This window comes from Sulfitobacter sp. PM12, assembly GCF_045586035.1.
Classification (GTDB): Bacteria; Pseudomonadota; Alphaproteobacteria; order Rhodobacterales; family Rhodobacteraceae; genus Sulfitobacter; species Sulfitobacter pontiacus.
Genome location: NZ_CP151529.1, coordinates 319762 through 345311, shown reverse-complemented (window position 1 = coordinate 345311; position 25550 = coordinate 319762). Strand labels below are relative to the sequence as shown.

Genomic DNA, 25550 nt, shown 5'->3' with positions numbered 1-25550 from the left:
AAGGGGCATTGCGCACGACCCGAGCCCCCTTCTATCGCTTTCTTCAAATGTCGCCCTATTCGGCCCAGGAAACACCGGTAAGGTCGACAGCCTGCGTCGGTGCATTGCGCCAAAGGCCGGTCAGACCTGCCTTTGCAACGGACAGTGACGCCAGCTGGAACAGGAAACCGTTGACGTGATCTTGGGCAATCATGGTCTGCGCCTCGCCCAGCAACGCGTTGCGTGCTTCCGGGTCGGTTGTCGTGTTCAGCTTGGTCATCAAAGCCTGAAAATCAGGGTTGTCATACTGGAAATAGTAATCAGGGTTGGCGTAGATGCCGATATCCATCGGTTCGGTGTGACTTACGATTGTCATGCCGAAATTCTTTCCCTTGAACACCGTCTCAAGCCATTGGGCCCATTCGACATTGTTGATCTTGGCGGTGATACCAACCTCGGCCAGCTGCGCGGCGATGATCTCTCCGCCGCGGCGGGCGTAGGAGGGGGGCGGCAGGTCCAGCGTGGTCTCGAACCCGTCGGCAAAGCCGGCTTCGGCCAGCAAGGCTTTGGATTTTTCGATGTCATGCAGGCTCAGCGCGGTTTGATCGACATAGGCCGGGTTATGGGGCGCGAAATGCGTACCGATGGGCGTGCCGTATCCGAACATCGCACCATCAATAATGGCTTGACGATCAATGGCATGGGCGACGGCGGCGCGCACCTTGGGGTCATCAAACGGCGGCTGTTTGTTGTTCATCGCCAGAATGGTTTCGCCCTCGGTAGAACCGACAAGCACTTGAAACCGCGGGTCCGCTTCGAATTGCGGCAGGTTCTCGGGCGCGGGGAAGCCGGCGAACACATCAACATCTTCGGCCATCATCGACGCGAAAGCGGCGGTCGGGTCAGAGATGAATTTGAACGTGGCGATATCCAGCGCGGCCGGGGTCCCCCAGTAGTTCGGGTTCTTCTCGATGCGGATATTGTCGCCCTGGGTCCAGCTGGTGAATTTGAACGCGCCGGTGCCGATGGGCAGTTGCTTGATATTGTCGATGCTTTCGGGTGCCACGATCACCGCGTCGCCCCAGGCGAGGTTGAACAACAGGTTGCCGTCCGGCTCTGACAGTTTGATTTCGACGGTCGACGGGTCGACGACTGTCACCTCCGAGATCGCGCCAAACAGCGCCTTTTGGGCATTTGCGCTGTCTTCGGCATTAATCCGGTCAAGCGAGAATTTGACGTCGGCGGCATCCATCGTCGTTCCGTCGTGAAAGGTCACGCCGCTTTGAAGTTTGAACGTATAGGTCAGGCCATCGTCAGAGATTTCCCACGATTGCGCCAGCCCGGGCACCACCGATCCGTCGCCCATAAAGCGGGTCAGCCCTTCGAAAACGTTGGAATAGAGCACCTGATCAATAGCTCCCGCCGCAGCGCTGGTCGGGTCCAGATGCGGTGGCTCAAGTTGCATCGCGACGGTGATGTCGTTTTTCGCGGCGACGCCGGTGGCCATCAGCGCGGCAGCGCAGGTGCCTAGAATAAGTTTGCGAAGATGGGCCATGGGTGTCTCCTGTTGGCAATAAGGAAAATGTTAACCAGTTCTGTCAGGTTTGACCAGCGTCGGGATGCTGTCGCAATTATCGGTTGTACCTAGCCTGTGCGCGGTTTATGCGCCGTTTTTTGAAGTTTTGAAGGGGCGCGCCATGGCTACGATGTCACCCACTTTGGGTATCGATTTCGGAACGTCTAACTCTGCCGTGGGGTATGCAGTAGACGGTGTGCCGCATTTGATTAACGTCGAGGCGGGGCAGAACACGCTGCCGACCGCGCTGTTTTTCGACAATGAGGAAAAGCGGATCATCTATGGTCGCGGTGCCCAAGAGGCGCTGATCGGCGGGGAGGACGGGCGCTATATGCGTGCGCTCAAAAGTCTGCTGGGCACGCCCTTGATGCGCGAAAGTCGGGTTCTGTTGGGCAAACGCATGGATTTCATCGCCATCGTGGCGCGCTTTCTGGCCGAGCTGAAGACGAAGGCAGAGCACGCCACCGGCCAGCAGTTTGATCGGGCGCTGTCAGGGCGGCCTGTGATGTTCCACAGCGCCGATCCGGCGCGGGACGCGCAGGCGCTGGTGGATTTGACCGAATGCTATACGCAAGCCGGGTTCAAGCAGGTCCGCTTTATGCCCGAACCCGAGGCCGCGGCTCTGGCCAATCGTGCCGTGCTTGAACCCGGCGATCTGGGGCTGATCGTCGATATCGGGGGCGGTACGTCTGACTTTACCCTTTTCCGGCAGGAAGGTGACGCGGGCATTCATATCCTCGCCAGCAAAGGGGTGCGCATTGGCGGGACCGACTTTGACCGCGAGCTGAGCCTTCAGCATGTGATGCCGCATCTGGGGATGGGCAGCCAGATCAAACATGTGTTCGGTGATGAAACCCACGCCGCCCCTCATGCGGTTTTTGCCGATTTGGCGACATGGCAGAAAATCCCGTTCCTTTACACCCGCGAACAGCGTCGCGCGGTCGAGGATCTGGCGAAATACGCGGTAGAGCCGAAGCTGCTGAACCGACTGCAGCGTGTGTTGGAGGATGAGCTGGGCCACGATATGGCCTTCGCGGTAGAGGCCGGCAAGATCGCGGCGAATGACCCCGATGCCAGTGCCCCGCCGCAGATCGACCTCAAGATCGTGGAGCGCGGGCTGACGGTCCCACTGCCACCGGCGATGATGGCGGCGAGTTTGGCGCAGATGGCAGCGGAGATCGCGCAGGTTGCGACCGATCTGACGGCGCAGGCAGAGGTAAAACCCGATGCCGTGACCAAGCTGATCTTTGTCGGCGGGTCCAGTCTGATGGGCGTGATCGACCGCGCCATGCGCGATGCATTTCCGCAGGCCGAACTGCACCGCGGGGCCGCGATGACCGCGATCGTCGACGGTCTGGCAATCGCCGCGCCACACGCCTTTGCTGACGGCTGAGGGCCTTAGTCTTTCGGAAGCAGCAGCGTCTCCAGCGCGGCGCCCATCACGCAGGCACTGTCGACCATATCGTCGATGCCGATATATTCATCCGGCTTATGCGCCAGCTCTAGCAGGCCGGGGCCATAGGCGATGCAATTCTTGAGCTTGCCGATCCGGTCGATGTGTTTCTGGTCGTATGACCCGGGGGAGGCGACGTATTCAGGGGCCTTGCCCATGATATCCTCGATCGCATGGGCGACAGTTTGCACGACCGGTGCATCGCGGTCGGTCATCGACGGCAGGACCGAATTCAGCTCTGTCAGCTCGTAGTCGAAATCGACCCGCGTTTCGCGCAGACCTTCCAGCAGGGCGCGCACTTCGCCGCGCACCTGATCCAGCGGTTCTTCCAGCAAAAAGCGCCGGTCAATGGTGATTCGGCAGCTGTCTGGCACGCAATGGGCCGGTAGCCCGTCGAAATCCGGGTCGTTTTCCTTTTGCCCACCGTGGATCGAATTGATGTTCATGGTTGAGCTGCGCGCCCCTTCGGGGACCACGGGCATGTCTGTGTGACGGGCGGCCATGGCGGGGAACAGCTTGTTTTCGAACTCGGAGAGCACTGCGCCCATGTGGCGCACGGCGCAGTCGCCCAGAAACGGCATGGAGCCATGGGCGATCTCGCCCTTGGTTTCGATCTCGGCCCACCAGCCGCCCCGGTGCCCCAGACAGATACGGTCTTTTTGCAGCGGTTCGGGGATGATCACATGTTGAACGCGGTCCGGGTTGAAATGCCCGTGCTCGGCCAGATAGGCGACACCGCCGTAGCCGCCGGATTCCTCGTCCGCTGTGCCGGAGATTTCGATTGCGCCGCTGAAATCGGGGTGCTGTTCGATAAAGGTCTCCGCCGCGATGATAGAGGCCGCCAGCCCGCCTTTCATATCGCAGGTGCCGCGCCCGTAAATCTTGCCGTCCGAGATTTCGGCCCCGAATGGATCAAACGTCCAGCCGGCCCCGACCTCGACCACATCGGTGTGGCTGTTGAAGTGGACACATTCGCCCGCCCTGCGCCCTTCGCGGCGGGCGATGATGTTCCAACGGGGGTATTTCTCGCTATCGCCGGGGGTACCAAAGGCGCGGATCAGCTGCGTCTCGAACCCGTGCTTGCGCAGGCGGGTATCAAGGTATTCGCAGATCAGCCGATAGTCCTGACCCGGCGGGTTAAGCGTCGGTATGCGGATCAGATCTTGGGTCAGCGCGATCAGATCGTCACGCTTGGCGATAATGGCGGTAGAGAGAGTGCTTGTCATACCGCCATGTTTGAACGGGCGTTCATATATGGCAAGCGAAGTCTGCAGTTGCCCCGTCGGATTCGAGTTTATTTTGCAAAATGAAGCCGCAACCGGGCATTTATGCGGCGATGTCTTTCATCGCCGTGAGCAGGGCGCGGACTTCGTCCATGGAGTTGTAATGGCAAAGCGACACACGCACCGCGGCATCAAGCCCGAGCGGGGTCAGGATGTTGCCGGAGTAGTGATCCGCCTTGCGCACATGGGTCCGGATGCCTTGGGCGTTGAGTTGGGCCACGATATCCGCCGCGGGCAGGGCGTCGAGCGTGAAGGACACAAGCCCCTCGCGGTCGGGGTTGTCGGTGCCGCCGAGGATCGTGACGCCCGCCAGATCGGCCAATCCGGCGAGGTTTCCCGTGCCGAACAGCAGCGCATTGGTCAGCTGCTGTTCGTGGTCGTGGACCGCAGCGGCAGCAGCCTCTATCCGCGCGCGGGGGGCAGTGGCGCCTGACACTTGGCTGCCGAGCCAGTCGAAATAGCGCACTACATCCGAGAATGTCGCATAGGCGCCCGTGTCACGGGTGCCCATTTCCCAATTCCCGGCGGGACCGTTCGCCAGTGTCTCGATCGGCAGCGCGGTAAGACGCTCTGACGCCCAGGCAATGCCATAGCCGTGGCGCGAGAACAGTTTGTACGGAGAGATGACATAGCCGTCGATGTCATAGCTGGCGATGTCGATATGCCCGTGGCTGGCGTGCTGGATGCCGTCGACAAAGATATAGGCGTCGGGGGCGATGGCGCGGATTGCGGCGCTGATGCCCGCCACATCATTGGCGATCCCCGTCAAGGGGGAGGTGTGCAGGATCGTGGCGACCCGTACCTCGGGGGTCATCAAAGCGGCGTAGGCGTCGGGCGTTACCTGACCTGTCGCATTGTCGTGGGGCACGCTGATATAGGGTTTGCCCGCCACATCGGCCCAGTGTTGCGCGGCACTGCGCGAGGCGGGGTGTTCCACAGTAGACCCGATGACGGCGCCGGGGGCGCTGCCCATGACGGCTGTCCGGATCAGGCGGAACGACAGCTCTGTCCCGCTTTCGCCGACAAAGAACTGCCCGTCAGGCGCGTTGAAAAACAGCGCCATATCGGCGCGGGCCTGTTTGATGATATCGACCAGCGCATGGGACGCGGGGTTGTCGCGCCCCTGATTGTCGGGGATGGCTGCGAATTTGGTCGAGGTCTCGACGACCGTGTTCAATGTCAGCGCGCCGCCAGCGTTTTCGAAAAACACGCGCGGTCCCTGGAACGGGCAGCTGTCAACATGGGCAAAGCGGTCGCGGATTGCCGACATGAGTTTGGTATCTTCTGTGAACATTATGCGGCCCTGCTGCGTTACTTTCTGTGCTTATGCAGTTTCTGCGCTAGTTTGATGCTGGATCACAATCAGATTTTTAGGCCTCGGCCTCATTTGTTCGTAGTTTTCAGGAGCGCAGGAATGGCCCCTCTTATTCAACGCAGGGTTTCGCGTAAGAAACCACAGGACGCGCAAGCCGAGGAGAAATCGGTCAGCGAAGCGACGGCATTGTCGCCCAAGCTGATCTACGAGGTGATCCGCCGTGAGGGCGAGGAGGAGCTGGCGCGCAGCAAGCGGTCGTTGATCTGGTCGGGGATCGCGGCGGGGGTGATGATCAGCCTGTCGGTTCTGGGCGAGGCCGTGTTCCGGACCTATCTGCCCGATACCGCGCATCGTTTCCTGATCGAGAACCTGGGCTATTCGCTGGGTTTTCTGGCGGTGATCATGGGGCGGATGCAGTTGTTTACCGAAAACACCATCACCACCGTTTTGCCGATCATGCGGGCCAAGACCTGGCATTCGCTGATGTGTATGTTCCGCCTGTGGGGGATCGTGCTGGCGGCGAATGTGGTGGGGGCCTTTGCCGCGGCGATGCTGTTTCTGTGGACGCCCGCGATTTCGCCCGAGGTGCTGCCCGCCATTCTGGACCTGTCGCATCACGCAACCAGCATGGGGGCCTATCAGGGGTTCTGGCGGGCCATTCCGGCGGGGGTCATCGTCGCGCTTATCGTCTGGATGATGCCGCAGGCGGATGAGACGTCGTTCTTCCTGATCCTTGTGTTCACCTGGCTTATCGCCGCGGGGGATTTTGCGCATATCGTTGCGGGGTCGGTCGAGATGGCGGTGATGATACTGGACGGCCAGCTTGGCCTGATGGCGGCGGTGTTCGAGTTCTTCTTACCGGTGCTTGCGGGCAACATTGTTGGCGGAACGATCATCTTTACCCTCGTCGCTTGGGGTCAGGTGCGCGATGAGGTAGAAGAGGAAAAGTAGCGTAAATGTGATGTGGCAGGGGCCGCAGCCGTGGGGAACGAGGATCAAGGGTTTTGACACAGAAATCGGTGGGCACCGTAAAGCTGTACTGGGATGCGCTGAAAGCGGCGCTGGTTGATATCTCTGAAAAGAACGTCTCGCTTATCGCGGCGGGGGTCGCTTTTTATGCGATGTTGTCGCTGTTTCCCGCCCTTGCCGCGTTGGTCACGATCCTGAGCCTGATCTCTGACCCTGTGGTTGTCATCGCCCAGCTGGAAGACATGCGCGGTCTGCTGCCCGATGACGTCTATGATATTCTCAATGATCAGGTGGTGTCGTTGGTCACGACCAGCACCGGCAAACTGGGGTGGGCTGGTGCCGCTTCGGTTCTGGTGGCGATGTGGTCGGCGCGGGCAGGTGTGGGTGCGATGATGATCGGCCTGAACAGCGTGTATAGTGAACGCAATCGCAACGCCGCGCGGCATTATCTGCGGGCGCTGATGCTGACCTTTACCTTGGTGATGGTGGGCCTGATTGCGCTGATCACTGTGGTGATCGCACCGATTGTGCTGTCGTTCATCCCCCTGGGGGTATTCGGCTATTTCGTCGCCGAGATCATCCGCTGGAGCATCGCGATACTGGTGCTATTGGCCGGTGTTGGGGTGCTGTACCGCTTTGGTCCGAACCGTCGTGCGGCGCGCATTGGCTGGCTGACATGGGGGGCCGTTTTCGCGGTGTTTTCATGGGCGGTGGTGTCGATCGGGTTCAGCTATTACGTTGCGAACTTCGGCAATTACAATCAGGTCTACGGGTCTATTGGCGCTGTGATCGCCATGCTGGTCTGGCTGTGGATCAGCAGTTTTCTGGTGCTGATGGGGGCGTCGTGGAACGCGCAGGTTGAACTGCGCACGCGCCCTGACAGCACCATTGGCCGTGACCGGCCGCTTGGCAAACGCGGGGCCTATGTTGCGGATAATCTGGTCAGTGTGAGCGAGGAATAGCGCCTACATCAAGGGGCGTTTGGCCGGTTTGCTGCGCTCTGTCTCGGCGACGTCGGCGAGCTTGTCGAGGTCGTTGACCTGCAGCACCTGATCCGACCAGGACGCGAGTTGCTGGTCACGCAGCTTCGCGAGGGTCTTGTTGGTATGGACAAGCGATAGACCCAAAGCATCCGCCAGATCGCGTTGCGTGAAGGGCAGGGTCATTGTGTTATTTGTCACCAACCCCAGCCCCATCCCGCGTTCAAAGAACTTGAGCATCGCCCATGACACCGCTTGCAGCGCGGTGCGTTGGCCGACAGTGGCAAGCGTTTCGCCAAGGAAATGCTCCTCTATCGCGGCGAGCCATGTGATATCGAACGCGCGGCTGGGATTGCTGCGAAAGAAGGTCCAGAAATCCGAGCGGTTGAACACGCACATGCGCATATGTGTCCGCGCCTCTACGCTGTGGCCCATTTCGCCAAGCATACCGGCCTGAAGCCCCATGAAATCGCCGGGGAAGACAAAGTTAATGACCTGCCGTTCACCATTATCCAGCGACTTATGCCGGATGCCCATGCCGGACAGCACCGTATAGAGTTGGGGGGAGTTGGACCCCTGCATCAGGATTGTCGTGCCGGGGTCGACGCTAAGCTCACCGACCTTGAATTTCTGCATGAACTCAAGCTCTTCCCTTGTCATGGTGACAAAGGCGTCCTTTTTGTGAAGCGGACAATAGCGGCAATCGATACCCATGAAAAAATTCCTAACTCGTATGTCATAGTTTAACGCGGCGCTTTGGAAATATTGCTACCTTTGCGGGATTAGAAAGGCGCGATGTGATTCCTTTTTTCGTATTCGATACGGACCCGATCGTTCGGGCGGATGTGATCGACATGCTGGAACAGGCATTCGGTGACGCCGCATTGTCTGTGTCCGAAACCCTTTCCGCTTTTATCTCTGAGCTGCGCAGCTGTTCGTCTCAGGCCGTGGCACTTGTGTCCGGCACGTCGAATGACCTGTCGGAACTCTTTGCCGCAGACCTGCCCACGAAAGATGTCGCCTATGTTCTATATGGCGAAGGTCAAAGCATTCCCGACACCTACATCTATTCCGTCGTAGACCGGCCTTTCACCAATGATACTATGGTGCAAGGCATCAGCGACGCGCTTGCTTCCCTGCGTTCAGACCGTTGACGAAAGCCGTGATGATCGCGGCGATTCCGCCGACGCCGCCGGTGGCTTGCGCCTGTTGCATCGCCTGTGCGCGTAAGGCGGCTTCGCGTTTCTGACGCCGGATTGCACGGGCCCGGATTGACAGGGCCGCAATCAATACAAGACCCATACCGAAAAACAGGCTGCCCATAATCAGACAGGCTACTAGCGGTGTGGTGATGGTAAGCAAGAACAGCCACGCGGCGACGGCAAGAAACGCCCCGCCCACAATCAGGCAGAGCATTGCGCCAAAGCCGATGGCGGCAGTTTGCGCCGTTCGGGTTGCCTTTTGGGCAACCCTATCCGTCACATATTCGAACATTAGCGGCGTGTCGCGAACAGACCGGCGATAAAGCCGACACCCGCAGCGATACCCAATGCGGCGGCGGGTTGTGTGCGCACAAAGTCTTCGGCTGTTTGCTGCGCTTCCAGTGCCTTGTCACGGCCGGAGTTCGCCAGATCCTGCGCAGTGGATTTCGCTTGGTTGGCAGCTTCGGCGCTTTTGGCTTTGGTCAGATCGGCCATCGTGCTTGTCAGCGACGCGATGTCGTCTTTCAAAACGGCCAGCTGGACCGAGATATCATCGACAGACAGGTTGCTTGTGTTGGTTACGTCCTTGGCCATGGTGGTCTCCATTATTCATGTGTTCACCAACCAAACGCGCCCTGTAGATATAAGTTCCTTAAAGGCGTGGCTTGCGTCCCACAGGATCGATAAAAAAAGGCCACGGTGGAACCACCGCGGCCTCGTTTGTTTGCGTGTATGCCGGTTTAGCTGTGCAGCGTCTCTGTCGACGAGAAGAACATCGCTTGCGAAACAGCCGATACGACCTGATCCACCGTGTAAGGCTTGGAGATCAGGAACGCGGGTTCGGGCTTGTCGCCGGTCAGCAGGCGCTCGGGGAATGCGGTGATGAAGATCACCGGACGGTTACCCAGATCGCGCAGCAGATCGTTCACGGCATCGATCCCGGAGGAGTTATCGGCCAGCTGGATATCCGCGAGGATCAGGTCGGGCACATCCGCCTTGCCCAGTTTGACAGCTTCGTCACGCGTGCGCGCAACACCGGTCACACGGTGGCCCATCTCTGCGACGATGGATTCGATGTCCATCGCGATGATCGCCTCGTCCTCGATGATCATGACCGAACCGGTAACACTATCTGCCATTTCTCGGCGGGCAATCTGCACCAGCTCGCTGGCTTCGCTCTCTTCAACACCGATGATCTGGCCGACTTCTTTAAAGGAGAACCCTTCGATCGTGTGCAGCAGCAACGCTTCGCGGCTGTGGTTGGTCAGTTTGGCGAGGTGCTTTTGCGCCTTGGCGCGGGGGCCGCTTTCACCTTCTTCGACAGGCGCACCGGCGCTGGCCCAGATGCCGTACAAAACGCGGAACACACCCGTGCGGGTGTCTACACCATCCAGAACCGACCGGTCCGTCAAAATCGCTTCGAGCGATGCGGCTGCAAATGCATCGCCGCTGTTCTGGCTGCCGGTCAGTGCGCGCGCGTAGCGACGCAGGTAAGGAAGGCATTCACCCAACGCATCGCTGACACTTGGTGTTTCGGTGACATCCGTCATTTATTGTCGTCCTTTTAAAATATTTCTGGAACCAAACCCCCTAACGCTGTGTTTGGTTCCGTGTCATATGTATAAATACAGTATTTAAAGAAGGCAGGAAACTTGTTCATGCAATCAGGCCAAAACGACGAGCGTGAGCGCTTTATCGACGAAAATCTTCGCCGCGTCTATGACGAGACGATGGAAGAAGGGATTCCCGATAAATTTAAAGACCTGCTTAATCAGTTGAAAGAACAGGATAAAAACGCTGGTAAAAAAGGATGAGCAATTCTGATCCCCGCGACCAACTGGTGGAGCATTTGCCCGCCATGCGCGCCTTTGCCATCAGCCTGACCCGGAACGGTGCCGTCGCGGATGACATGGTTCAGGATACTCTGGTCAAAGCCTGGACCAACATCGAAAAATTTGAAGTCGGCACAAATATGCGCGCCTGGCTCTTCACAATTTTGCGGAACACCTATTATTCTTCCCGTCGTAAAGCCAACCGCGAGGTCGCTGATGTGGATGGTGTGTTCACCGAAAGTCTTGCTGAAAAGCCGGCGCATGACGGGCATATGCAAATGACCGATTTCCGCAAAGCTCTGGGTTTGCTGAAAGACGAACAGCGCGAAGCGTTGCTGCTGGTCGGTGCATCGGGCTTTTCCTACGAGGAAGCCGCCGAGATGTGTGGCGTTGCCGTCGGTACGATCAAAAGCCGGACGAACCGTGCCCGCGCGCGGCTGGCTGAGCTGATGGGCCTGCGCGATGACGAAAGTCTCGAAATGACGGATGATGCGACGATGTCGGTTATCTCGGCATCTAAAGTGTCTTCTTTCTGATCGTGACGTCGGGGTTTCTGTCCACAAATATCTTTCGGGGCCTCGCGTTTCGCGTGCTGCTTTTCCTTTCGCTTGCGTTGCTGCCCATCGGTTTGATCGCCGTTGTGCAGACGCGAGAGATTGCGGAGCAGAACCTCGAGAATGCCGAACTGTCGCTGCTTGCCATTACAGAGCAAGCGTCGGCGAAAGAAAGCGGCACGATTCAGGAGGCGTTCGGCGCAGCGGCGGCTTTGGCGTCCGTGGTCAAGCTGATCAAATCTGACAATGTGTCATGCAGCGCCTTTATGCGCGAATATCAGCAATCCTCCGACCTTTATACGGTCGCAAGCTTCATCCAAAACGACGGGCGGATGGATTGTGTATCGACAGGCGTTTCGGGAAACGTGTCGGACCGGCCTGTATTTCAAAAGATGATCGAACACAAAAGTCGCATGGCGAATGTCACCAGCACGCCGGCGCAAAGCAAGGAACCGGTGCTGATCGTCACCAACCCGCTTAAGGTGGAAGAAGAGCTGATCGGCTTTATCAACCTGTCCATTCCCGAAAAGGTTTTTCACGACGCACCGGTGCCCGAGACAGGGTCGCAGCCGATCGCGATGCTGACCTTCAATGCGCAGGGCGACATCCTGACGACCAAAAATGGTGTTGAAGCGGCCGAGCAAGAGCTGCCCTCCTTTGCCGCGTTGAAATGGTATGTTGGCCAGTCTGGTCGCGTCTTCCATGATACCAACCAGCAAGGGCAGGACCGCGTCTATGCCGTTTTGCCCATCGTTCCCGGTGTTGCCTACGCCATGAGCGTCTGGCCCGAGGATTCCCCGCTGCTTCAGGCGGGGGCGATGACAACGCTTAGCTTCGTGCTGCCGGTGGCGATGTGGCTGGCAAGCCTTGTCGTGGCCTTCTGGGCGCTGAACCGTCTGGCCATTAAACACATCCGCAAACTTGGTCGGCAGATGCGCCATTTCGCGTTGAACAGAACCTTGCCGCGCACGCCATTGGGGGGTGTCGTCCCGACTGAGATCGTGAATATGGAGCATGCCTTTGTCGGTATGGCGGAATCGATCCTGCGGGATGAAGCGTCGCTAGAAGACAACCTGCGCCAAAAGAATATTCTGCTGAAAGAAGTGCATCACCGGGTGAAGAATAACCTTCAGCTGATCTCTTCTATCATGAATATGCAGATCCGTCAGGCGACCACATCGGATGCGAAACGCGTGTTGCAACGTTTGCAGGACCGGATCCTCAGCCTCGCGACGGTGCACAAAAGCCTTTACCAGAACGACAACCTGACCCGCGTCGACGGCGGCGCGCTCATGCATGAGATCGTGAACCAGCTCCTTAGCGTAGGTCTGCCGTCCGGCTCTGGCGTGACGGTGTCGCAAAACTACGAGGCGGTTCAGCTTGACCCCGACGACGCCGCACCGCTGACGTTGCTGGTGTCCGAGGCGATTACCAATGCGCTGAAATATGTCGCCGCCGACGGCAAGGCAAAGGGACATATCGAGGTAAGCCTGTCTCATACCCAGCCGGAAATGGCATTGCTGTTTGTTAAAAACACCACCGGCAATATTGATCCCGAAGCAGGGACCGGCCTTGGTTCACGGTTGATCAACGCGTTCTCGCGTCAGTTGAACGGGCAGGTAGAGATCATCGATGAAGAGGGCACCTATACGCTGAGCGTTGAATTCCACGTGCCGCTGCAGGCGAAAGAAGTCTACGACTACTGAGGGTTCGGCGCAGAAAACTCGGTAAAATTAAATTTATTTTCACTATGTCGGCGGTGAATCCTTCGCGTCCCAGCCAGCGGGGCCTGTTGGGCTACAACCTGCGGGATTCATGGGACTTTCGGTGGTTTCGCGATGGATGTGGTCCCGATCGCGTATGTCAGGCGACATTCGCCGTCTCAGCAAAGCCCCGCGCAAACTCTGCAATGCAGCAATTGCGCCCTCCAGCCTGTGGAACCATGTGACCCGTGGGCTGTTAGTCTCCTGAACGAGCCACACAAGCGAACAGGAGGCATCAATGACGACAGATTTGTTTATCGCTTCATTTTTGATTCTCGCTTTGGCCGCAATCGCTATCGTTTCGCTGACCACGCAACGGGGCAGCGAAGAGAAAAAGCGCCAAAGATCGTCATTGCATAGCCATTCCCGGCGCGACGACGAACGATAATCAAAGGTTTAGTGCGGGCCATCCGCACGTCAAGAAAACGAAATCAAAAACTCGGCGGCGTACATGCACTTACAACAATGCATTGTACGTCGCCGATGTTTCTGAACCGGTGCGGCAAGCGGCTGTCAAAAAGATAGCCATCCCCCGGTGCAAGCACGGCGACGGCATCATCGACCGTCACCTCAATCTCTCCGGAAATAACCACACCAGCCTCTTCGCCCTCATGCACCAGCAGTTCGGGGCCTGTATCCGCGCCGGGCGGGTAGGTTTCGTGCAGCACCTGCAAGGAGTGTTGCTCCGCATTGCCAAGCTGGCGCAGCGACACCTGACCGTCATAGGTGGGAGAGACTTTGGTAAACTCACTCTCGCGGTAAAAGACCTTGGGCGATTGCGTATCTTCCAGCGTTGAAAAGAATTCAGCCATGCTGATCGGGATCGCGTCCAGCAGGCTTTTCAAAGACGCGACCGAGGGGCTCGTCTTGTTCTTCTCGATCAGGGAGATGGTGCCATTGGTCAGCCCTGCCTTGGTCGCCAGTTCGCGCTGAGACAGGCCGCGTTCTTCTCGAATCGATCTTAGTCTTTGACCTATGTCCACGTCCGGTCCCCGGATTATTTCTGTCAGCTTCCTAACCCGTATCTTGGTGCGATCACAGGCAAATTTTGGCGCAGCCGATTCAACTGACGCGCGCTGAAGCAAATCTATATTGACAATTAAATTAAACGCAATAAGAGGATTTTAAACGCGGGTCGCGTTTCAACAAGAGGATTTGTATATGCCTAGTACTGTCAAAAAGCAGCCGCGCAAGGCCGCTGCAAAGAAACCGGCAAAAAGCAGCGTCGTGCCCGACATGCTTGATGCAAACGTATCTGTCGAAACCAACGCTCAGTTGATCGCCCGCCGTGAACAGGCTGTTCCACGTGGCGTTGCCTCTGCGGCGCCGATCTATGCGAAATACGCCGAGAACGCAGAACTTTGGGACGTGGATGGCAACCGCTACATCGACTTTGTCGGCGGCATCGGCGTGCTGAACACCGGCCACCGTCACCCCAAGGTGATCGCGGCAGCCAAGGCGCAAGAAGACCAATACACGCACACCAGCTTTCAGGTTGTGCCCTACGCCCCCTATATCGAACTGGCGGAAAAGCTGAACGCGCTGGCCCCCGGTGATGCGCCCAAGAAAACGCTGCTGGTCACAACCGGTGCCGAGGCGGTGGAAAACGCGGTCAAGATCGCCCGGGCTGCAACCGGCCGCCCCGGTGTGATCGCCTTTACCGGCGGCTACCACGGGCGCACGCTGCTGACGCTGGGGATGACGGGTAAAATCTCTCCTTACAAAAAAGACGTTGGTCCCTTCCCGTCCGATATCTTCCGCGCGCCTTTCCCATCGCCTCGCGACGGGATCACGGTCGAGGATGCGATCACCGGCCTGAAGAACCTCTTTCTGACCGATGCGCAGCCCGAACGTGTGGCCGCCATCATCATCGAGCCCGTCTTGGGCGAGGGTGGGTATACCCCCGTGCCGTTCGAGATGATGCACCAGCTGCGCGAGATCTGTGACCAGCACGGTATCATGCTGATCGCCGACGAAGTGCAGGCGGGCTTTGGCCGGACCGGCAAATGGTTTGCCATCGAACACTCCGGCGTTACCCCCGATCTGATCACCGTCGCAAAGTCGATGGCGGGTGGCTATCCTCTGGCGGGTGTGATTGGCCGCGCTGATGTGATGGACGCGATGATCCCCGGCGGGTTGGGTGGCACTTACGGGGGCAACCCCGTCGCCTGTGCCGCAGCGCTTGCCGCGATCGAGGCGATCGAGGAAGAAGGCCTGCTGCAGCGGTCGCTGGACATGGGGGAACACCTCAAGGCGCGCTTTGCCGAGATCGGCGCACGCTCTGCGCCTTTCCGCATGTGGGATATCCGCGGTCTTGGTGCGATGGTCGCGGTCGAGTTTGTGACCGACTTTGACACGGCGACACCGGACGGTGATTTCACCAAACGTGTTATTGCGCACGCGCTCAAGCGCGGTCTGCTGCTGCTGAGCTGTGGCATGCAGGGCAACGCCGTGCGTGTGATGGTGCCGCTGACCGCGTCGGATGCGATCATCGAAGAGGGGCTTGGGATTTTCGAAGCCTCCGTCGCTGCCGCGGTCGCCGAAGAAGCAAAATAAGCTCTGTCGTCAAAATGAAAGGCGCGCCGGGAAACCTGCGCGCCTTTTGTGTTTCCGGTCTTGGGCGCGTTTAATCAAACGGTACAAAGCTGTCGGCCTGCGCCCGCGCCCAACGGGTTTTATTGCCGTTATAGTCGGGCGATTGATCATCCAGCAGATAGCCTTCGGGCAGGTAGCCATAGACCTGATCACCCTGCACCATGCTGTTATCGCTTTGCCGCATCATCATATGGCGGGGCAGGAAATCGCTGGGGTGCTCTAGGCCGGCGGCGCCTGTCATCTCGCCCAAGGCCATCAGCGTATTGCGGTGGAACCGCGCGACACGCTGGCTTTTGTCATCCACATCCAAGGCGCGTTGGCGCGTGGGGTCTTGGGTCGCGACGCCGACGGGGCAGTGATTGGTGTGGCACGCCTGTGCCTGGATACAGCCCACCGCAAACATGAACCCGCGGGCGGAATTGCACCAATCCGCGCCCAAAGCCAGCGCACGGGCGATATCAAAGGCGGATACGACCTTGCCCGCCGCGCCTAGTTTCACCTGATCGCGAATACCGGCACCGCGCAGGGTGTTGTGCACAAAGGTCAGCCCCTCGACCATCGGCATGCCGACGTGGTTGGCGAATTCAAGCGGGGCAGCGCCCGTGCCGCCTTCGGTGCCGTCGACGACGATAAAGTCAGGCACGATCCCCGTATCCAGCATCGCTTTGACCATACACATGAATTCCCGCTGGTGGCCGATGCACAGCTTGAACCCCACAGGCTTGCCGCCCGACAGATCGCGCAGCTTGCCCAGAAACTCCATCATCTGAACAGGAGAGGTGAACGCCGAATGGGCAGCGGGCGAGATACAGTCGTGCCCCATCGGGATGCCCCGTGCCGCCGCGATCTCGGCACTGATCTTCGATGCGGGCAGCATGCCACCATGACCGGGTTTGGCACCCTGGCTCAACTTAAGCTCGATCATCTTGATCTGGTCGCTTGCGGCCTGCTCCTTGAATTTGTCGGGGTCGAACTGCCCGTCTTCTGTGCGGCAGCCAAAATAGCCCGACCCGATTTCATAGATCAGGTCTCCGCCCCCCTCGCGGTGATAGCGGCTGATCCCGCCTTCGCCGGTGTCATGGGCGAACTGGCCCATCTTGGCCCCCTTGTTCAGGGCGCTGATCGCATTGGCCGATAGCGATCCAAAGCTCATCGCCGAGATATTGTAGATCGACGCGTCATAGGGCTGCTTGCAGTCCTTGTTGCCGATGGTCACGCGAAAATCCGTGTCGGTGATATGGACCGGCTGGACCGAATGGGTGACCCATGAATACCCCGCATCATAGACCCGCATCCGCGTGCCAAAAGGCCGCGCGTCTTCCACGCCTTTGGCGCGTTGATAGACCAGCGACCGGTCATCACGGCTAAAGGGCTCTTCGTCCTGATCGGATTCAATCAGATACTGCCTGATTTCCGGGCGGATACCTTCAAAGAAAAACCGCATGTGTCCCAGCACCGGATAGTTGCGCAGGATCGAATGTCTGGTCTGGATCAGGTCGTACACCCCCATACCCGCGAGGATGCCGAAGATCGCTGACGGGAGGACCATCCACCACGACCACAGCGCTGTGAGCATCGCGAACGCGCCGAAAAGGACGACGACAGTCGCAAAAAGGCCAAAGCGGCCGAGGGATTTGAGTGCTTTCATGTGGGGCTCCTGCTCGCGCGTCTGGGTCGAAAATCGCTGCTTTTTCGGTTATATAGCACAAATAACCCGAAAGTACCGCGCGGCGAAGGCAGATGTCCGGCACATATTCCGGCCCGCAGTTTTGATTTTGTGCCGCTGCGCGCTAGTATTTTTAGGCACAGGATTGGGGGAAGTGAAATAAATATGGAAAATCAGTTTATTACATCGTTTTTCGCGTTGCGATTTACCATACGCGTCCACTAAATGACGGGTGCCATGTGTACCGCATAGTGAAAATAATTCATGATTTCACGCCGCGATTCGCACAGGGTCAGAGCATTATTTCGGGGAAAAATCGCAATAAATCAGCTTGTTTTGCTTCGGAATATCTGCGCTCATTTCAACCATGACGGAGAGCATGCGCATCAATGACGTGTGTTCAGACAATTAAGTTGGGAGACTTCAAATGACTATTTTCAAGTCCATCGCCATCGCCTCTGCACTGGTCGCGGGTACCGCCGCCACCGCGCAGGAGAAATTCATCACCATCGGGACCGGCGGCCAGACCGGCGTCTACTTTGTTGTGGGTCAGTCGATCTGCCGCTTGGTAAACCGTGACAGCGCCAAAACCGGCCTGAAATGTACCGCTCCGTCCACCGGTGGTTCCATCGCCAACATCAACGCCATCAAGGCGGGTGACATGGACATGGGTGTTGCCCAGTCCGACTGGCAGTTCCACGCGTACAACGGGTCTTCGCAGTTCGAAGGCGACAAGTTCGACAAAGAGCGCGCGGTCTTTTCCGTACACGCCGAACCCTTCAACGTCATCGCGCGTGCCGATTCCGGCATCGAAAGCTTTGACGACCTGAAAGGCAAACGCGTCAACGTCGGCAACCCCGGTTCAGGTCAGCGCGCCACGATGGAAGTCGTTCTGGACGCCAAAGGCTGGACAATGGATGACTTCGCGCTCGCATCCGAGCTGAAGCCAGCCGAACAGGCCGCCGCTTTGGGCGATAACAAGGTCGACGCGATCATCTATACCGTGGGCCACCCCAACGGGTCGATCCAGGAAGCCGTGTCCACCGTTGACGCCAAGCTGGTGCCGGTTGAAGGCGAAGCGATCGACAAGCTGGTCGCCGATAACCCCTTCTACGCATACTCCACCATCCCCGGTGGCATGTACAAAGGCACCGACGCGGATGTGAAGACATTCGGCGTGAAAGCGACCTTTGTGACCTCCGCTGATGTGGACGAGGAAGTCGTGTACGAAGTTGTAAAAGCTGTGTTCGACAACTTTGACCGCTTCAAAAAGCTGCACCCCGCGTTTGAGAACCTCAAAGAAGAAGAGATGATCAAAGACGGTCTGTCCGCCCCTCTGCATGATGGTGCGGCGAAGTACTACAAAGAGCGTGGCTGGATTGAATAAGCCCGCCGCTTGACCATTCGCGAATGCGAGGAGGGCCTCGCGTTCGCATCCTGCGGCAACGACCGCAGTCGACCGACAATAAACGTGCACCTGTCCTGATACGGGGCCACCAAGGGGACGAAGATGTCACAGAACGATCAACACCAAGCCGCCGCTGTAGAAGCCGAAGCCGCCGGAAAAGGCGGGCTGAGCCAAAGCGAACTGGACGAACTTGTCGCGTCTTCGGACACGGGCGGCAGGTCAGCGACCGGTAGCGTTGGCGTCTTTCTGGCGTTGACCGCGCTGGCGTGGTCGCTGTTCCAGCTGTGGATCGCCTCCCCGCTTCCTTTTGTTTTCGGCTGGGGTGTTTTTAACGATACCGAAGCCCGGTCAATCCACCTGGCCTTTGCTATCTTCCTTGGCATCGCCGCCTTCCCCGCCGCGCGCACCAAGGTGCAGCTGGGGCTGGGAATTATCGTGCCCGTCGTGCTGGCCTATCTGTTCATGGTCGCGGCCAAAGACGGCACGCCGACCTGGTGGATCCCGCTGGTCGCCATCGTCATTGTCGCATGTGTCGTGCTTGGATCGCCCAAAGACCGTATCCCCTTGTGGGAATGGGCCTTGGCGCTGGTTGGCGCGGCGGCTGCGTTGTATCTGTTTGTGTATTATCGCGAAATCTCGGGCCGTGTCGGTGCACCGAACATGCAAGATACGGTTGTTTTCGTGATCGGCATCATGATCCTGCTAGAGGCAACGCGCCGCGCCCTTGGGCCTGCGCTGATGATCGTTGCGTCGGTCTTCCTTGTCTATAACGTCTTGGGCCCGATGATGCCGGATATCATCGCGCATAAGGGCAACTCGCTTTCCGAGATCGTGAACCACCAGTGGATCACCACCGAAGGTGTGTTCGGCATCGCGCTTGGTGTCTCGACGTCTTTCGTATTCCTCTTCGTCCTGTTCGGCGCGCTGCTGGATAAGGCCGGTGCCGGTAACTATTTCATCCAGGTCGCCTTCAGCATGATGGGCCACATGAAAGGCGGGCCTGCGAAGGCTGCTGTTGTGTCCTCTGCCATGACGGGGCTGATCTCTGGCTCCTCTATCGCCAACGTCGTGACCACGGGGACATTTACCATTCCGCTGATGAAAAAGGTGGGGTTCAGCTCTGAAAAGGCCGGCGCGGTCGAGGTTGCGTCTTCGGTCAACGGTCAGATCATGCCGCCCGTCATGGGAGCCGCAGCGTTCCTGATGGTTGAATATGTGGGCATCCCCTATTTCGATGTGGTGAAACACGCGTTTCTGCCCGCGGTGATCTCTTACATCGCGCTGGTGTATATTGTGCACCTCGAAGCGCTGAAGGCCGGTATGGTCGGGTTGGAACGCCCCTATACGCCCAAGCCGATTGTGCAGCGCTTGCTGGTGTCCGCCTTTATCATCGCCTGCATCTGCGCGCTGAGCTTTGCTGTCTACTATGGCATGGGCTGGCTGCGTCCTGCTTTCCCCAACAGCGCGGGCTATATCATCTTTGCCTTGCTGACCGCGGTCTATGCCGGTCTGCTGTATATCGGGTCGAAGGAAGAGCCGCTGGTACTGGATGATCCGAACGAGCCGGTAACGCGTCTGCCCTTGCCCGGTCCAACGGTGCGGTCGGGCCTGCACTTTATCCTGCCGATTGTCGTGCTGGTCTGGGCCTTGATGGTGGATCGTCTGTCCCCTGGCCTGTCGGCGTTCTGGGCCACGACCTACATGATCTTTATCCTCGTGACACAGCGCCCGCTGACGGCGATTTTCCGGGGCGAAAGCCAGTTTGCCAATGATGTGGTTGCGGGGGTGCGTGACCTGATCGACGGCTTGGTCGTCGGGGCGCGCAACATGATCGGTATCGGTATCGCCACGGCGACCGCCGGTATCATCGTGGGCGTGGTCAGCCAGACCGGCGTTGGGTCGGCGCTTGCCGATGTGGTCGAGGTTCTGTCGGGCGGCAATATCCTTGCGATCCTGTTCCTGACCGCGATCCTGTCGCTGATCCTTGGGATGGGGTTGCCGACAACGGCGAACTATATCGTCGTGTCGGCCCTGCTGGCACCTGTCATTGTGACACTGGGGCAGCAGAACGGTCTGATCGTGCCGCTGATCGCCGTGCACCTGTTCGTATTCTACTTTGGCATCATGGCTGATGTGACGCCTCCGGTCGGGCTGGCGAGCTTTGCCGCCGCGGCTGTGTCCGGTGGGGATCCGATCAAGACCGGTGTCGTCGCGTTCTTCTACAGCTTGCGGACGGCGGCGCTGCCGTTCCTGTTCATCTTCAACACCGAACTTCTGCTGATTGATGTAACGATGGTGCAGGGTATATTCGTCTTCATTGTCGCGACCTTTGCGATGCTGTTGTTTGCAGCAGCGACCCAGGGCTGGTTCCTTGCGCGAAACCGCTTCTACGAGACGATTGCCCTCTTGCTGATCGCCTTTACCCTGTTCCGGCCCGGTTTCTGGATGGATATGGTCTTTCCGCCCTATACCGAAGAAGCACCGGCCGAGATTGTACAGGCCGCGGCCGACACACCGCTTGGAGAGGATCTGCGCCTGCGCGTCGCGGGTATCAATGATCTGGGTGATCCGATCGAATTTGTCGCCCTTCTGCCCATCAACGAAGGCACCACGGGCGAAGAACGGCTGGAGGCTGCCGGCGTGATCACCCGTGTCGAGGGCGACCAGATGTTCATCGACGACGTTCTGTACAACTCTGCCGCGCAATCGGCGGGTCTGGATTGGGACCAAGAGGTGCTGCGCGTGCTCAAACCCGTCGCAACCCCAAGTAAATACTGGATGTTTATCCCTGCGCTGTTGTTGCTGGCCCTCGTGGTCGTCATGCAACGGGGCCGCAATGCACGTGCGGCCCGCAAAGCAGCGGTGGTGTAACAGATTAGTTTGTGCATGTTACGCATAGAAGCCATGCAAATGACGGTGGGTTCGCCATCACGTCACGTGTTTAATATTCCCAACAATGGGAGTATGGACTTGTCACCTTGGGCGTATGGGCGGAGTATTTCCGGCCCCTTCCGCCCGTTTGGACGGAGTGACAAGTTATGACACCTTTTGCGATTGCAGGCGTGCAGATGTACGTCAACGCGCTGGAGTCCAACGTCGATGGCATGATCCAGCGACTGGACATCCTGATGGCGCGTTTTCCCTGGACCCAGATGGTCCTGTTTTCCGAGCTGGCCCCCTTTGGCCCGCTTGACCGGTTTGCATTGCCCCCCGAGAATGAAACGCTCGAGGTGTTTCAGGCCGCTGCACGCAAGCACCGTGTCTGGCTGATCCCCGGCTCCATGTTCCTCAAGAACCCCGAGGACGGGCGCGTGTACAACACTGCCGTTGTTATCAACCCCGAGGGCGAGATCATCCGCCGCTACGCCAAGATGTTCCCGTTCCGGCCCTATGAATCCGGCATCGCGGCGGGCACCGAATTCTGTGTTTTCGACGTGCCGGAAGTCGGGCGTTTCGGCTTGTCGATCTGCTATGACATGTGGTTCCCCGAAACCACGCGCCAGTTGACCAGCCAAGGCGTCGAGGTTCTGCTGACACCGGTTCTGACCGGCACCACCGACCGTGACGCAGAGCTGGCGATTGCCCGCGCGACCGCGGCGCAGTTCCAGTGTTATGTCTTTGCTGTCAACGGTCTGGGCGCAGGTGGCGTCGGTAAATCGCTGGTCGTCGATCCGACATCGATGGTCCTGCACCAGTCCGCCGGTCAGGAAGACATGTTCCCGATCGAAGTCGATCTGTCGATGGTGCGTCGTCAGCGCGAAACCGGCATGAAGGGTCTGGGGCAGGTGCTTAAATCCTTCCGCGACCGGTCTACCGACTTCTCGATCTATGACCGTTCCAGCGGGACGGACGCCTATCTGAACACGCTTGGCCCGCTTGAGGTGCCCCATCAGGGGACCCGCGCCGGTCTGCACGTCGATGTGCCCGCGCAGCGGGTACCGGACGCGCCCGTGTTCAAAGGGCATGAAACAACGACACCTGCGGTTCAGCCGGGCTTTGCCCCCGAACCGCTGCCAAATCCAACGGCGGGGACTGCCAATATCACGGCCCCTGCCGAAACACCTGTGGCTCCGGCTGCAGCGACACCAAATCCACCCGTAAAGCCCGGTGATCTGCCGGGCAGCGGGCCGACATCTAGCGGCTAGGCTGCGGCGTTCAGGTCCGGCGCTTTTCAAAAGTGCCGGACACCGGGATGCAGCAGTCGACCGCCCAAAGCGGAGTACGATTGATGCATTCTATGAACGATTATTCGTCGGCAATTCAGCTGAGGTCCGACCGATGGAGCGCGCTGCGTGAAGCGGCGAGCGGCCTGACCCGCGCCACCACAGCCAAGGAAATCGAAGCCCTGCGCAGCAAATGCGCCGCGCTGTTTGACTCCCTGTCGCTGATCGAACCCTATTGGGCCTTTCCGGGCATGGCGGCGTTCGAACACCTGCAACGGATGCTGAATAACAACAGCTTTGACGACATGGCCTTTGCGGTGAACCGCATCACGCGGGCGCTGACAACAGGGGCCTATCGCCGTCGCACCATCCCGCTGGAACGCGACAGCATCGATCACGACGAACATGACGACGAGGCGATGCTCTCTCCCGAGGCGCGGGCGCTGACCAAACCGTATTTCGAGGTGCTGATCGTTGATGATGTGAACGACCAGCAAGAGCGCTGGCTGAAATCCAACGTCAGCCGGATGCGCCGCCCCGAAGACCCGTTCCACTACGAAGCCGTGGTGGTCAAATCCATCGAAGACGCGCTGATCGCGGTGCTGTTCAACCATAATATCCAGGCCATCGTGGTGCGCCCGGGCCTGACGCTCAAGTCCAAGATGGACGAGACGATACTGGTGCGCTACCTCGCCCGCGCCGGCGGGCAAGAAGAGATCGACAAGCTCCAGCCCGAGAACTACGGCCCCGAACTTTGCCGCATGATCGCCAAGGTTCGCCCCGAACTGGACGCCTATCTGGTGACCGAACGGTCGGTCGAGGATATCGCGGGTCTGGATCTGGGGATCTGCCGTCGGGTCTTTTATAACCAAGAAGACTTTATGGAGCTGCATCTGAACATTTTGCGCGGGGTGCAGGCGCGGAACAAATCGCCGTTCTTCACGGCGCTTGTCGAATATTCCAAACAGCCCACGGGCGTTTTCCACGCGATGCCGATCAGCCGCGGCAAGTCGATCACGCGGTCGCATTGGATTCAGGACATGGGCGCGTTCTACGGGCCGAACATCTTTTTGGCCGAAACCTCTGCCACCTCGGGCGGACTGGACAGCTTGCTTGAACCACACGGGCCGATCAAAGAGGCGCAAGAACTGGCCAGTCGCGCCTTCGGGTCCAAGCAGACGTTCTTCGCCACCAATGGCACTTCGACCTGCAACAAGATCGTGGTGCAGGCTCTGGTGCGCCCCGGTGACATCGTGCTGGTCGACCGCGATTGCCACAAATCCCACCACTACGGGATGGTGCTGGCGGGGGCGCAGGTGTGCTATCTTGATAGCTATCCGCTGAATGAATATTCGATGTACGGTGCCGTGCCCCTGCGCGAAATCAAGCATCAGCTTCTGGCGCTCAAGGCCGCGGGCAAGCTGGATCAGGTGCGCATGTTGCTGCTGACAAACTGTACCTTTGACGGGCTGGTCTATAACGTCGAACGGGTGATGGAGGAATGTCTGGCGATCAAGCCCGACCTCATTTTCCTGTGGGACGAGGCGTGGTTCGCTTTTGCCCGTTTCAACCCGACCTATCGCCAACGTACGGGCATGAACGCAGCCAATACCCTGCGCGCGCGGTTCAAGTCGGACGACCACCGCATCGCCTATGAAAAGCAACAGGCTGAACTGAAGGATGCCGACGACGAGACGCTGCTGAACACGCGTTTGATCCCTGCGCCGGATTCGAGGGTGCGGGTCTATACCACGCAATCGACCCATAAAACGCTGACCTCCCTGCGGCAGGGATCGATGATTCACGTGAATGATCAGGACTTTAAGGGCGAGGTCGAACAAAGCTTTCACGAAGCCTATATGACCCATACCTCGACCTCGCCGAACTACCAGATCATCGCCTCGCTTGATGTGGGGCGACGACAGGTAGAGCTTGAAGGCTTCGAATTCGTGCAGCGCCAGATCGAGGCCGCTTTGTCCATGCGTCGTGCGATTGCAGACCACCCGCTGCTGAGCAAATACTTCAAGGTGCTGACAGCGGGCGACATGATCCCCGAGGAATACCGCGAAAGCGGGGTGACCAGCTATTACCATCAGGAACAGGGCTGGACCGATATGTGGGACTGCTGGGAGAAAGACCAGTTCGTCCTTGATGCCAGCCGCGTGACGCTGCTGGTCGGTGGGACGGGCTGGGACGGTGACACGTTCAAGACCGATATCCTGATGGATAAATACGGCATCCAGATCAACAAGACCTCGCGCAACACGGTCTTGTTCATGACCAATATCGGCACCACGCGGTCCAGCGTCGCCTATCTGATCGAGGTGCTGGTCGAGATCGCGAAATCGCTGGATGACCGTCTGGATGACGCCAGCAAGATGGAGCGTCGGTCTTTCGACAACCGCGTCGCCAACCTGATGGAGAACTACCCGCCGCTGCCGGACTTCAGCCGCTTTCACGAGGCCTTCCGCAACGACGACGTCACCTCCGAAGGGGATATCCGCACGGCGTTCTTCCTCGCTTATGACGAGAAGAACACCGATTACCTAGAGTTGAACGGCACGCTGAAAGAGGCGATGGACGCCAACCAGACGGTCGTGTCCGCCAGCTTTATCATCCCCTATCCCCCCGGCTTTCCCATCCTCGTCCCCGGACAGGTGGTAAGCCAGGAAATCCTGTCGTTCATGCGGAATTTGGACGTCAGCGAAATCCACGGTTACCGCCCCGATCTGGGGCTGCGCGTCTTTACGGATGCGGCGCTGAAACGGGTGCGCAAGAAAAACCTGTCGTCTTCACCTGACTAAGATTAAGC

At 58.7% G+C, this 25550-nt stretch carries 22 protein-coding genes; 13 read left to right on the top strand and 9 right to left on the bottom strand.

The window, feature by feature from the left end; genetic code table 11:
- Nucleotides 1-55: 55 nt before the first annotated feature.
- Entirely contained in the window at nucleotides 56-1534 is a 1479-nt protein-coding gene (locus tag AADW22_RS01610) for an ABC transporter substrate-binding protein (protein ID WP_009825657.1), read from the bottom strand.
- Between the two features lie 142 nt (nucleotides 1535-1676).
- On the opposite strand from AADW22_RS01610, the gene AADW22_RS01605 reads away from it, so the two are divergent.
- A complete protein-coding gene (locus AADW22_RS01605; protein WP_407474107.1) occupies nucleotides 1677-2948 on the top strand; it encodes an Hsp70 family protein in 1272 nt (423 codons plus the stop codon).
- Nucleotides 2949-2953: 5 nt separating this feature from the next.
- Here the strand turns inward: AADW22_RS01605 and AADW22_RS01600 are convergent, their stop codons facing one another.
- Entirely contained in the window at nucleotides 2954-4234 is a 1281-nt protein-coding gene (locus tag AADW22_RS01600; RefSeq protein ID WP_180828468.1) for an acetylornithine deacetylase/succinyl-diaminopimelate desuccinylase family protein, read from the bottom strand.
- Nucleotides 4235-4334: 100 nt separating this feature from the next.
- Nucleotides 4335-5585: an aminotransferase class V-fold PLP-dependent enzyme gene (locus AADW22_RS01595; RefSeq protein ID WP_407474106.1), complete on the bottom strand. Its 1251-nt coding sequence runs from the start codon at nucleotides 5583-5585 to the stop codon at nucleotides 4335-4337.
- A 120-nt stretch (nucleotides 5586-5705) separates the two neighbouring features.
- Between AADW22_RS01595 and AADW22_RS01590 the strand changes: the two genes are divergently transcribed.
- Entirely contained in the window at nucleotides 5706-6557 is an 852-nt protein-coding gene (locus AADW22_RS01590; protein ID WP_009825653.1) for a formate/nitrite transporter family protein, read from the top strand.
- Nucleotides 6558-6610: 53 nt separating this feature from the next.
- A complete protein-coding gene (locus AADW22_RS01585; RefSeq protein ID WP_005850639.1) occupies nucleotides 6611-7537 on the top strand; it encodes a YihY/virulence factor BrkB family protein in 927 nt (308 codons plus the stop codon).
- A gap of 3 nt (nucleotides 7538-7540) precedes the next feature.
- On the opposite strand, the gene AADW22_RS01580 is transcribed toward AADW22_RS01585, so the two are convergent.
- Nucleotides 7541-8269: a Crp/Fnr family transcriptional regulator gene (locus AADW22_RS01580; protein ID WP_005850638.1), complete on the bottom strand. Its 729-nt coding sequence runs from the start codon at nucleotides 8267-8269 to the stop codon at nucleotides 7541-7543.
- Between the two features lie 83 nt (nucleotides 8270-8352).
- Here AADW22_RS01580 and AADW22_RS01575 point away from each other — a divergent pair, with 83 nt between their 5' ends.
- Nucleotides 8353-8709, top strand: coding sequence for a hypothetical protein (locus AADW22_RS01575; RefSeq protein ID WP_009825650.1), 357 nt, complete (start codon nucleotides 8353-8355; stop codon nucleotides 8707-8709).
- Here the strand turns inward: AADW22_RS01575 and AADW22_RS01570 are convergent.
- From AADW22_RS01570 to AADW22_RS01560, 3 genes are all read right to left on the bottom strand, one after another.
- Nucleotides 8672-9037 (bottom strand): hypothetical protein, encoded by a 366-nt coding sequence (locus tag AADW22_RS01570; protein ID WP_235183728.1) that lies wholly within the window; start codon nucleotides 9035-9037, stop codon nucleotides 8672-8674. The genes AADW22_RS01575 and AADW22_RS01570 overlap by 38 nt on opposite strands.
- Before the next feature lie 11 nt (nucleotides 9038-9048).
- Nucleotides 9049-9351: a YqjD family protein gene (locus tag AADW22_RS01565; protein WP_235183729.1), complete on the bottom strand. Its 303-nt coding sequence runs from the start codon at nucleotides 9349-9351 to the stop codon at nucleotides 9049-9051.
- Between the two features lie 146 nt (nucleotides 9352-9497).
- Entirely contained in the window at nucleotides 9498-10307 is an 810-nt protein-coding gene (locus AADW22_RS01560) for a response regulator (protein ID WP_184583645.1), read from the bottom strand.
- Between the two features lie 108 nt (nucleotides 10308-10415).
- Here AADW22_RS01560 and AADW22_RS01555 point away from each other — a divergent pair, with 108 nt between their 5' ends.
- The 4 genes from AADW22_RS01555 (at nucleotide 10416) to AADW22_RS01540 (ending at nucleotide 13294) form a co-directional block, all read left to right on the top strand.
- Nucleotides 10416-10571 carry a NepR family anti-sigma factor gene (locus AADW22_RS01555; protein ID WP_005850632.1) on the top strand — a complete coding sequence of 52 codons (156 nt, stop codon included), beginning with the start codon at nucleotides 10416-10418 and terminating at the stop codon, nucleotides 10569-10571.
- On the top strand, nucleotides 10568-11125 hold the full coding sequence (locus tag AADW22_RS01550) for an RNA polymerase sigma factor (RefSeq protein WP_005850631.1): 558 nt from the start codon (nucleotides 10568-10570) through the stop codon (nucleotides 11123-11125). Before AADW22_RS01555 ends, AADW22_RS01550 begins: the two co-directional genes overlap by 4 nt.
- Nucleotides 11126-11178: 53 nt before the next feature.
- On the top strand, nucleotides 11179-12849 hold the full coding sequence (locus AADW22_RS01545) for a sensor histidine kinase (RefSeq protein ID WP_407474105.1): 1671 nt from the start codon (nucleotides 11179-11181) through the stop codon (nucleotides 12847-12849).
- Nucleotides 12850-13144: 295 nt separating this feature from the next.
- The gene (locus tag AADW22_RS01540; RefSeq protein ID WP_005850628.1) at nucleotides 13145-13294 is read left to right on the top strand and encodes a hypothetical protein; all 150 of its coding nucleotides are present in this window, start codon (nucleotides 13145-13147) and stop codon (nucleotides 13292-13294) included.
- Nucleotides 13295-13337: 43 nt separating this feature from the next.
- Here AADW22_RS01540 and AADW22_RS01535 read toward each other — a convergent pair whose 3' ends face one another.
- Nucleotides 13338-13889 carry a cupin domain-containing protein gene (locus AADW22_RS01535; protein ID WP_009825647.1) on the bottom strand — a complete coding sequence of 184 codons (552 nt, stop codon included), beginning with the start codon at nucleotides 13887-13889 and terminating at the stop codon, nucleotides 13338-13340.
- A 178-nt stretch (nucleotides 13890-14067) separates the two neighbouring features.
- On the opposite strand from AADW22_RS01535, the gene gabT reads away from it, so the two are divergent.
- Nucleotides 14068-15462 carry a 4-aminobutyrate--2-oxoglutarate transaminase gene (gene gabT / locus AADW22_RS01530; RefSeq protein ID WP_174226591.1) on the top strand — a complete coding sequence of 465 codons (1395 nt, stop codon included), beginning with the start codon at nucleotides 14068-14070 and terminating at the stop codon, nucleotides 15460-15462.
- Between the two features lie 70 nt (nucleotides 15463-15532).
- Here the strand turns inward: gabT and AADW22_RS01525 are convergent, their stop codons facing one another.
- Nucleotides 15533-17149, bottom strand: a complete 1617-nt coding sequence (locus AADW22_RS01525) for an FMN-binding glutamate synthase family protein (RefSeq protein ID WP_407474104.1) — start codon at nucleotides 17147-17149, stop codon at nucleotides 15533-15535.
- A 445-nt stretch (nucleotides 17150-17594) separates the two neighbouring features.
- On the opposite strand from AADW22_RS01525, the gene AADW22_RS01520 reads away from it, so the two are divergent.
- The 4 genes from AADW22_RS01520 to AADW22_RS01505 all read left to right on the top strand — a co-directional run bounded on the left by AADW22_RS01520 (nucleotide 17595) and on the right by AADW22_RS01505 (nucleotide 25542).
- On the top strand, nucleotides 17595-18554 hold the full coding sequence (locus tag AADW22_RS01520; protein ID WP_005850616.1) for a TAXI family TRAP transporter solute-binding subunit: 960 nt from the start codon (nucleotides 17595-17597) through the stop codon (nucleotides 18552-18554).
- Between the two features lie 123 nt (nucleotides 18555-18677).
- Entirely contained in the window at nucleotides 18678-21446 is a 2769-nt protein-coding gene (locus tag AADW22_RS01515; protein ID WP_407474103.1) for a TRAP transporter permease, read from the top strand.
- 167 nt (nucleotides 21447-21613) lie between these two features.
- Nucleotides 21614-22720, top strand: a complete 1107-nt coding sequence (locus AADW22_RS01510) for a carbon-nitrogen hydrolase family protein (protein ID WP_009825643.1) — start codon at nucleotides 21614-21616, stop codon at nucleotides 22718-22720.
- An 83-nt stretch (nucleotides 22721-22803) separates the two neighbouring features.
- Entirely contained in the window at nucleotides 22804-25542 is a 2739-nt protein-coding gene (locus AADW22_RS01505; RefSeq protein ID WP_005850610.1) for an aminotransferase class I/II-fold pyridoxal phosphate-dependent enzyme, read from the top strand.
- The last annotated feature ends 8 nt before the right edge of the window (nucleotides 25543-25550 follow it).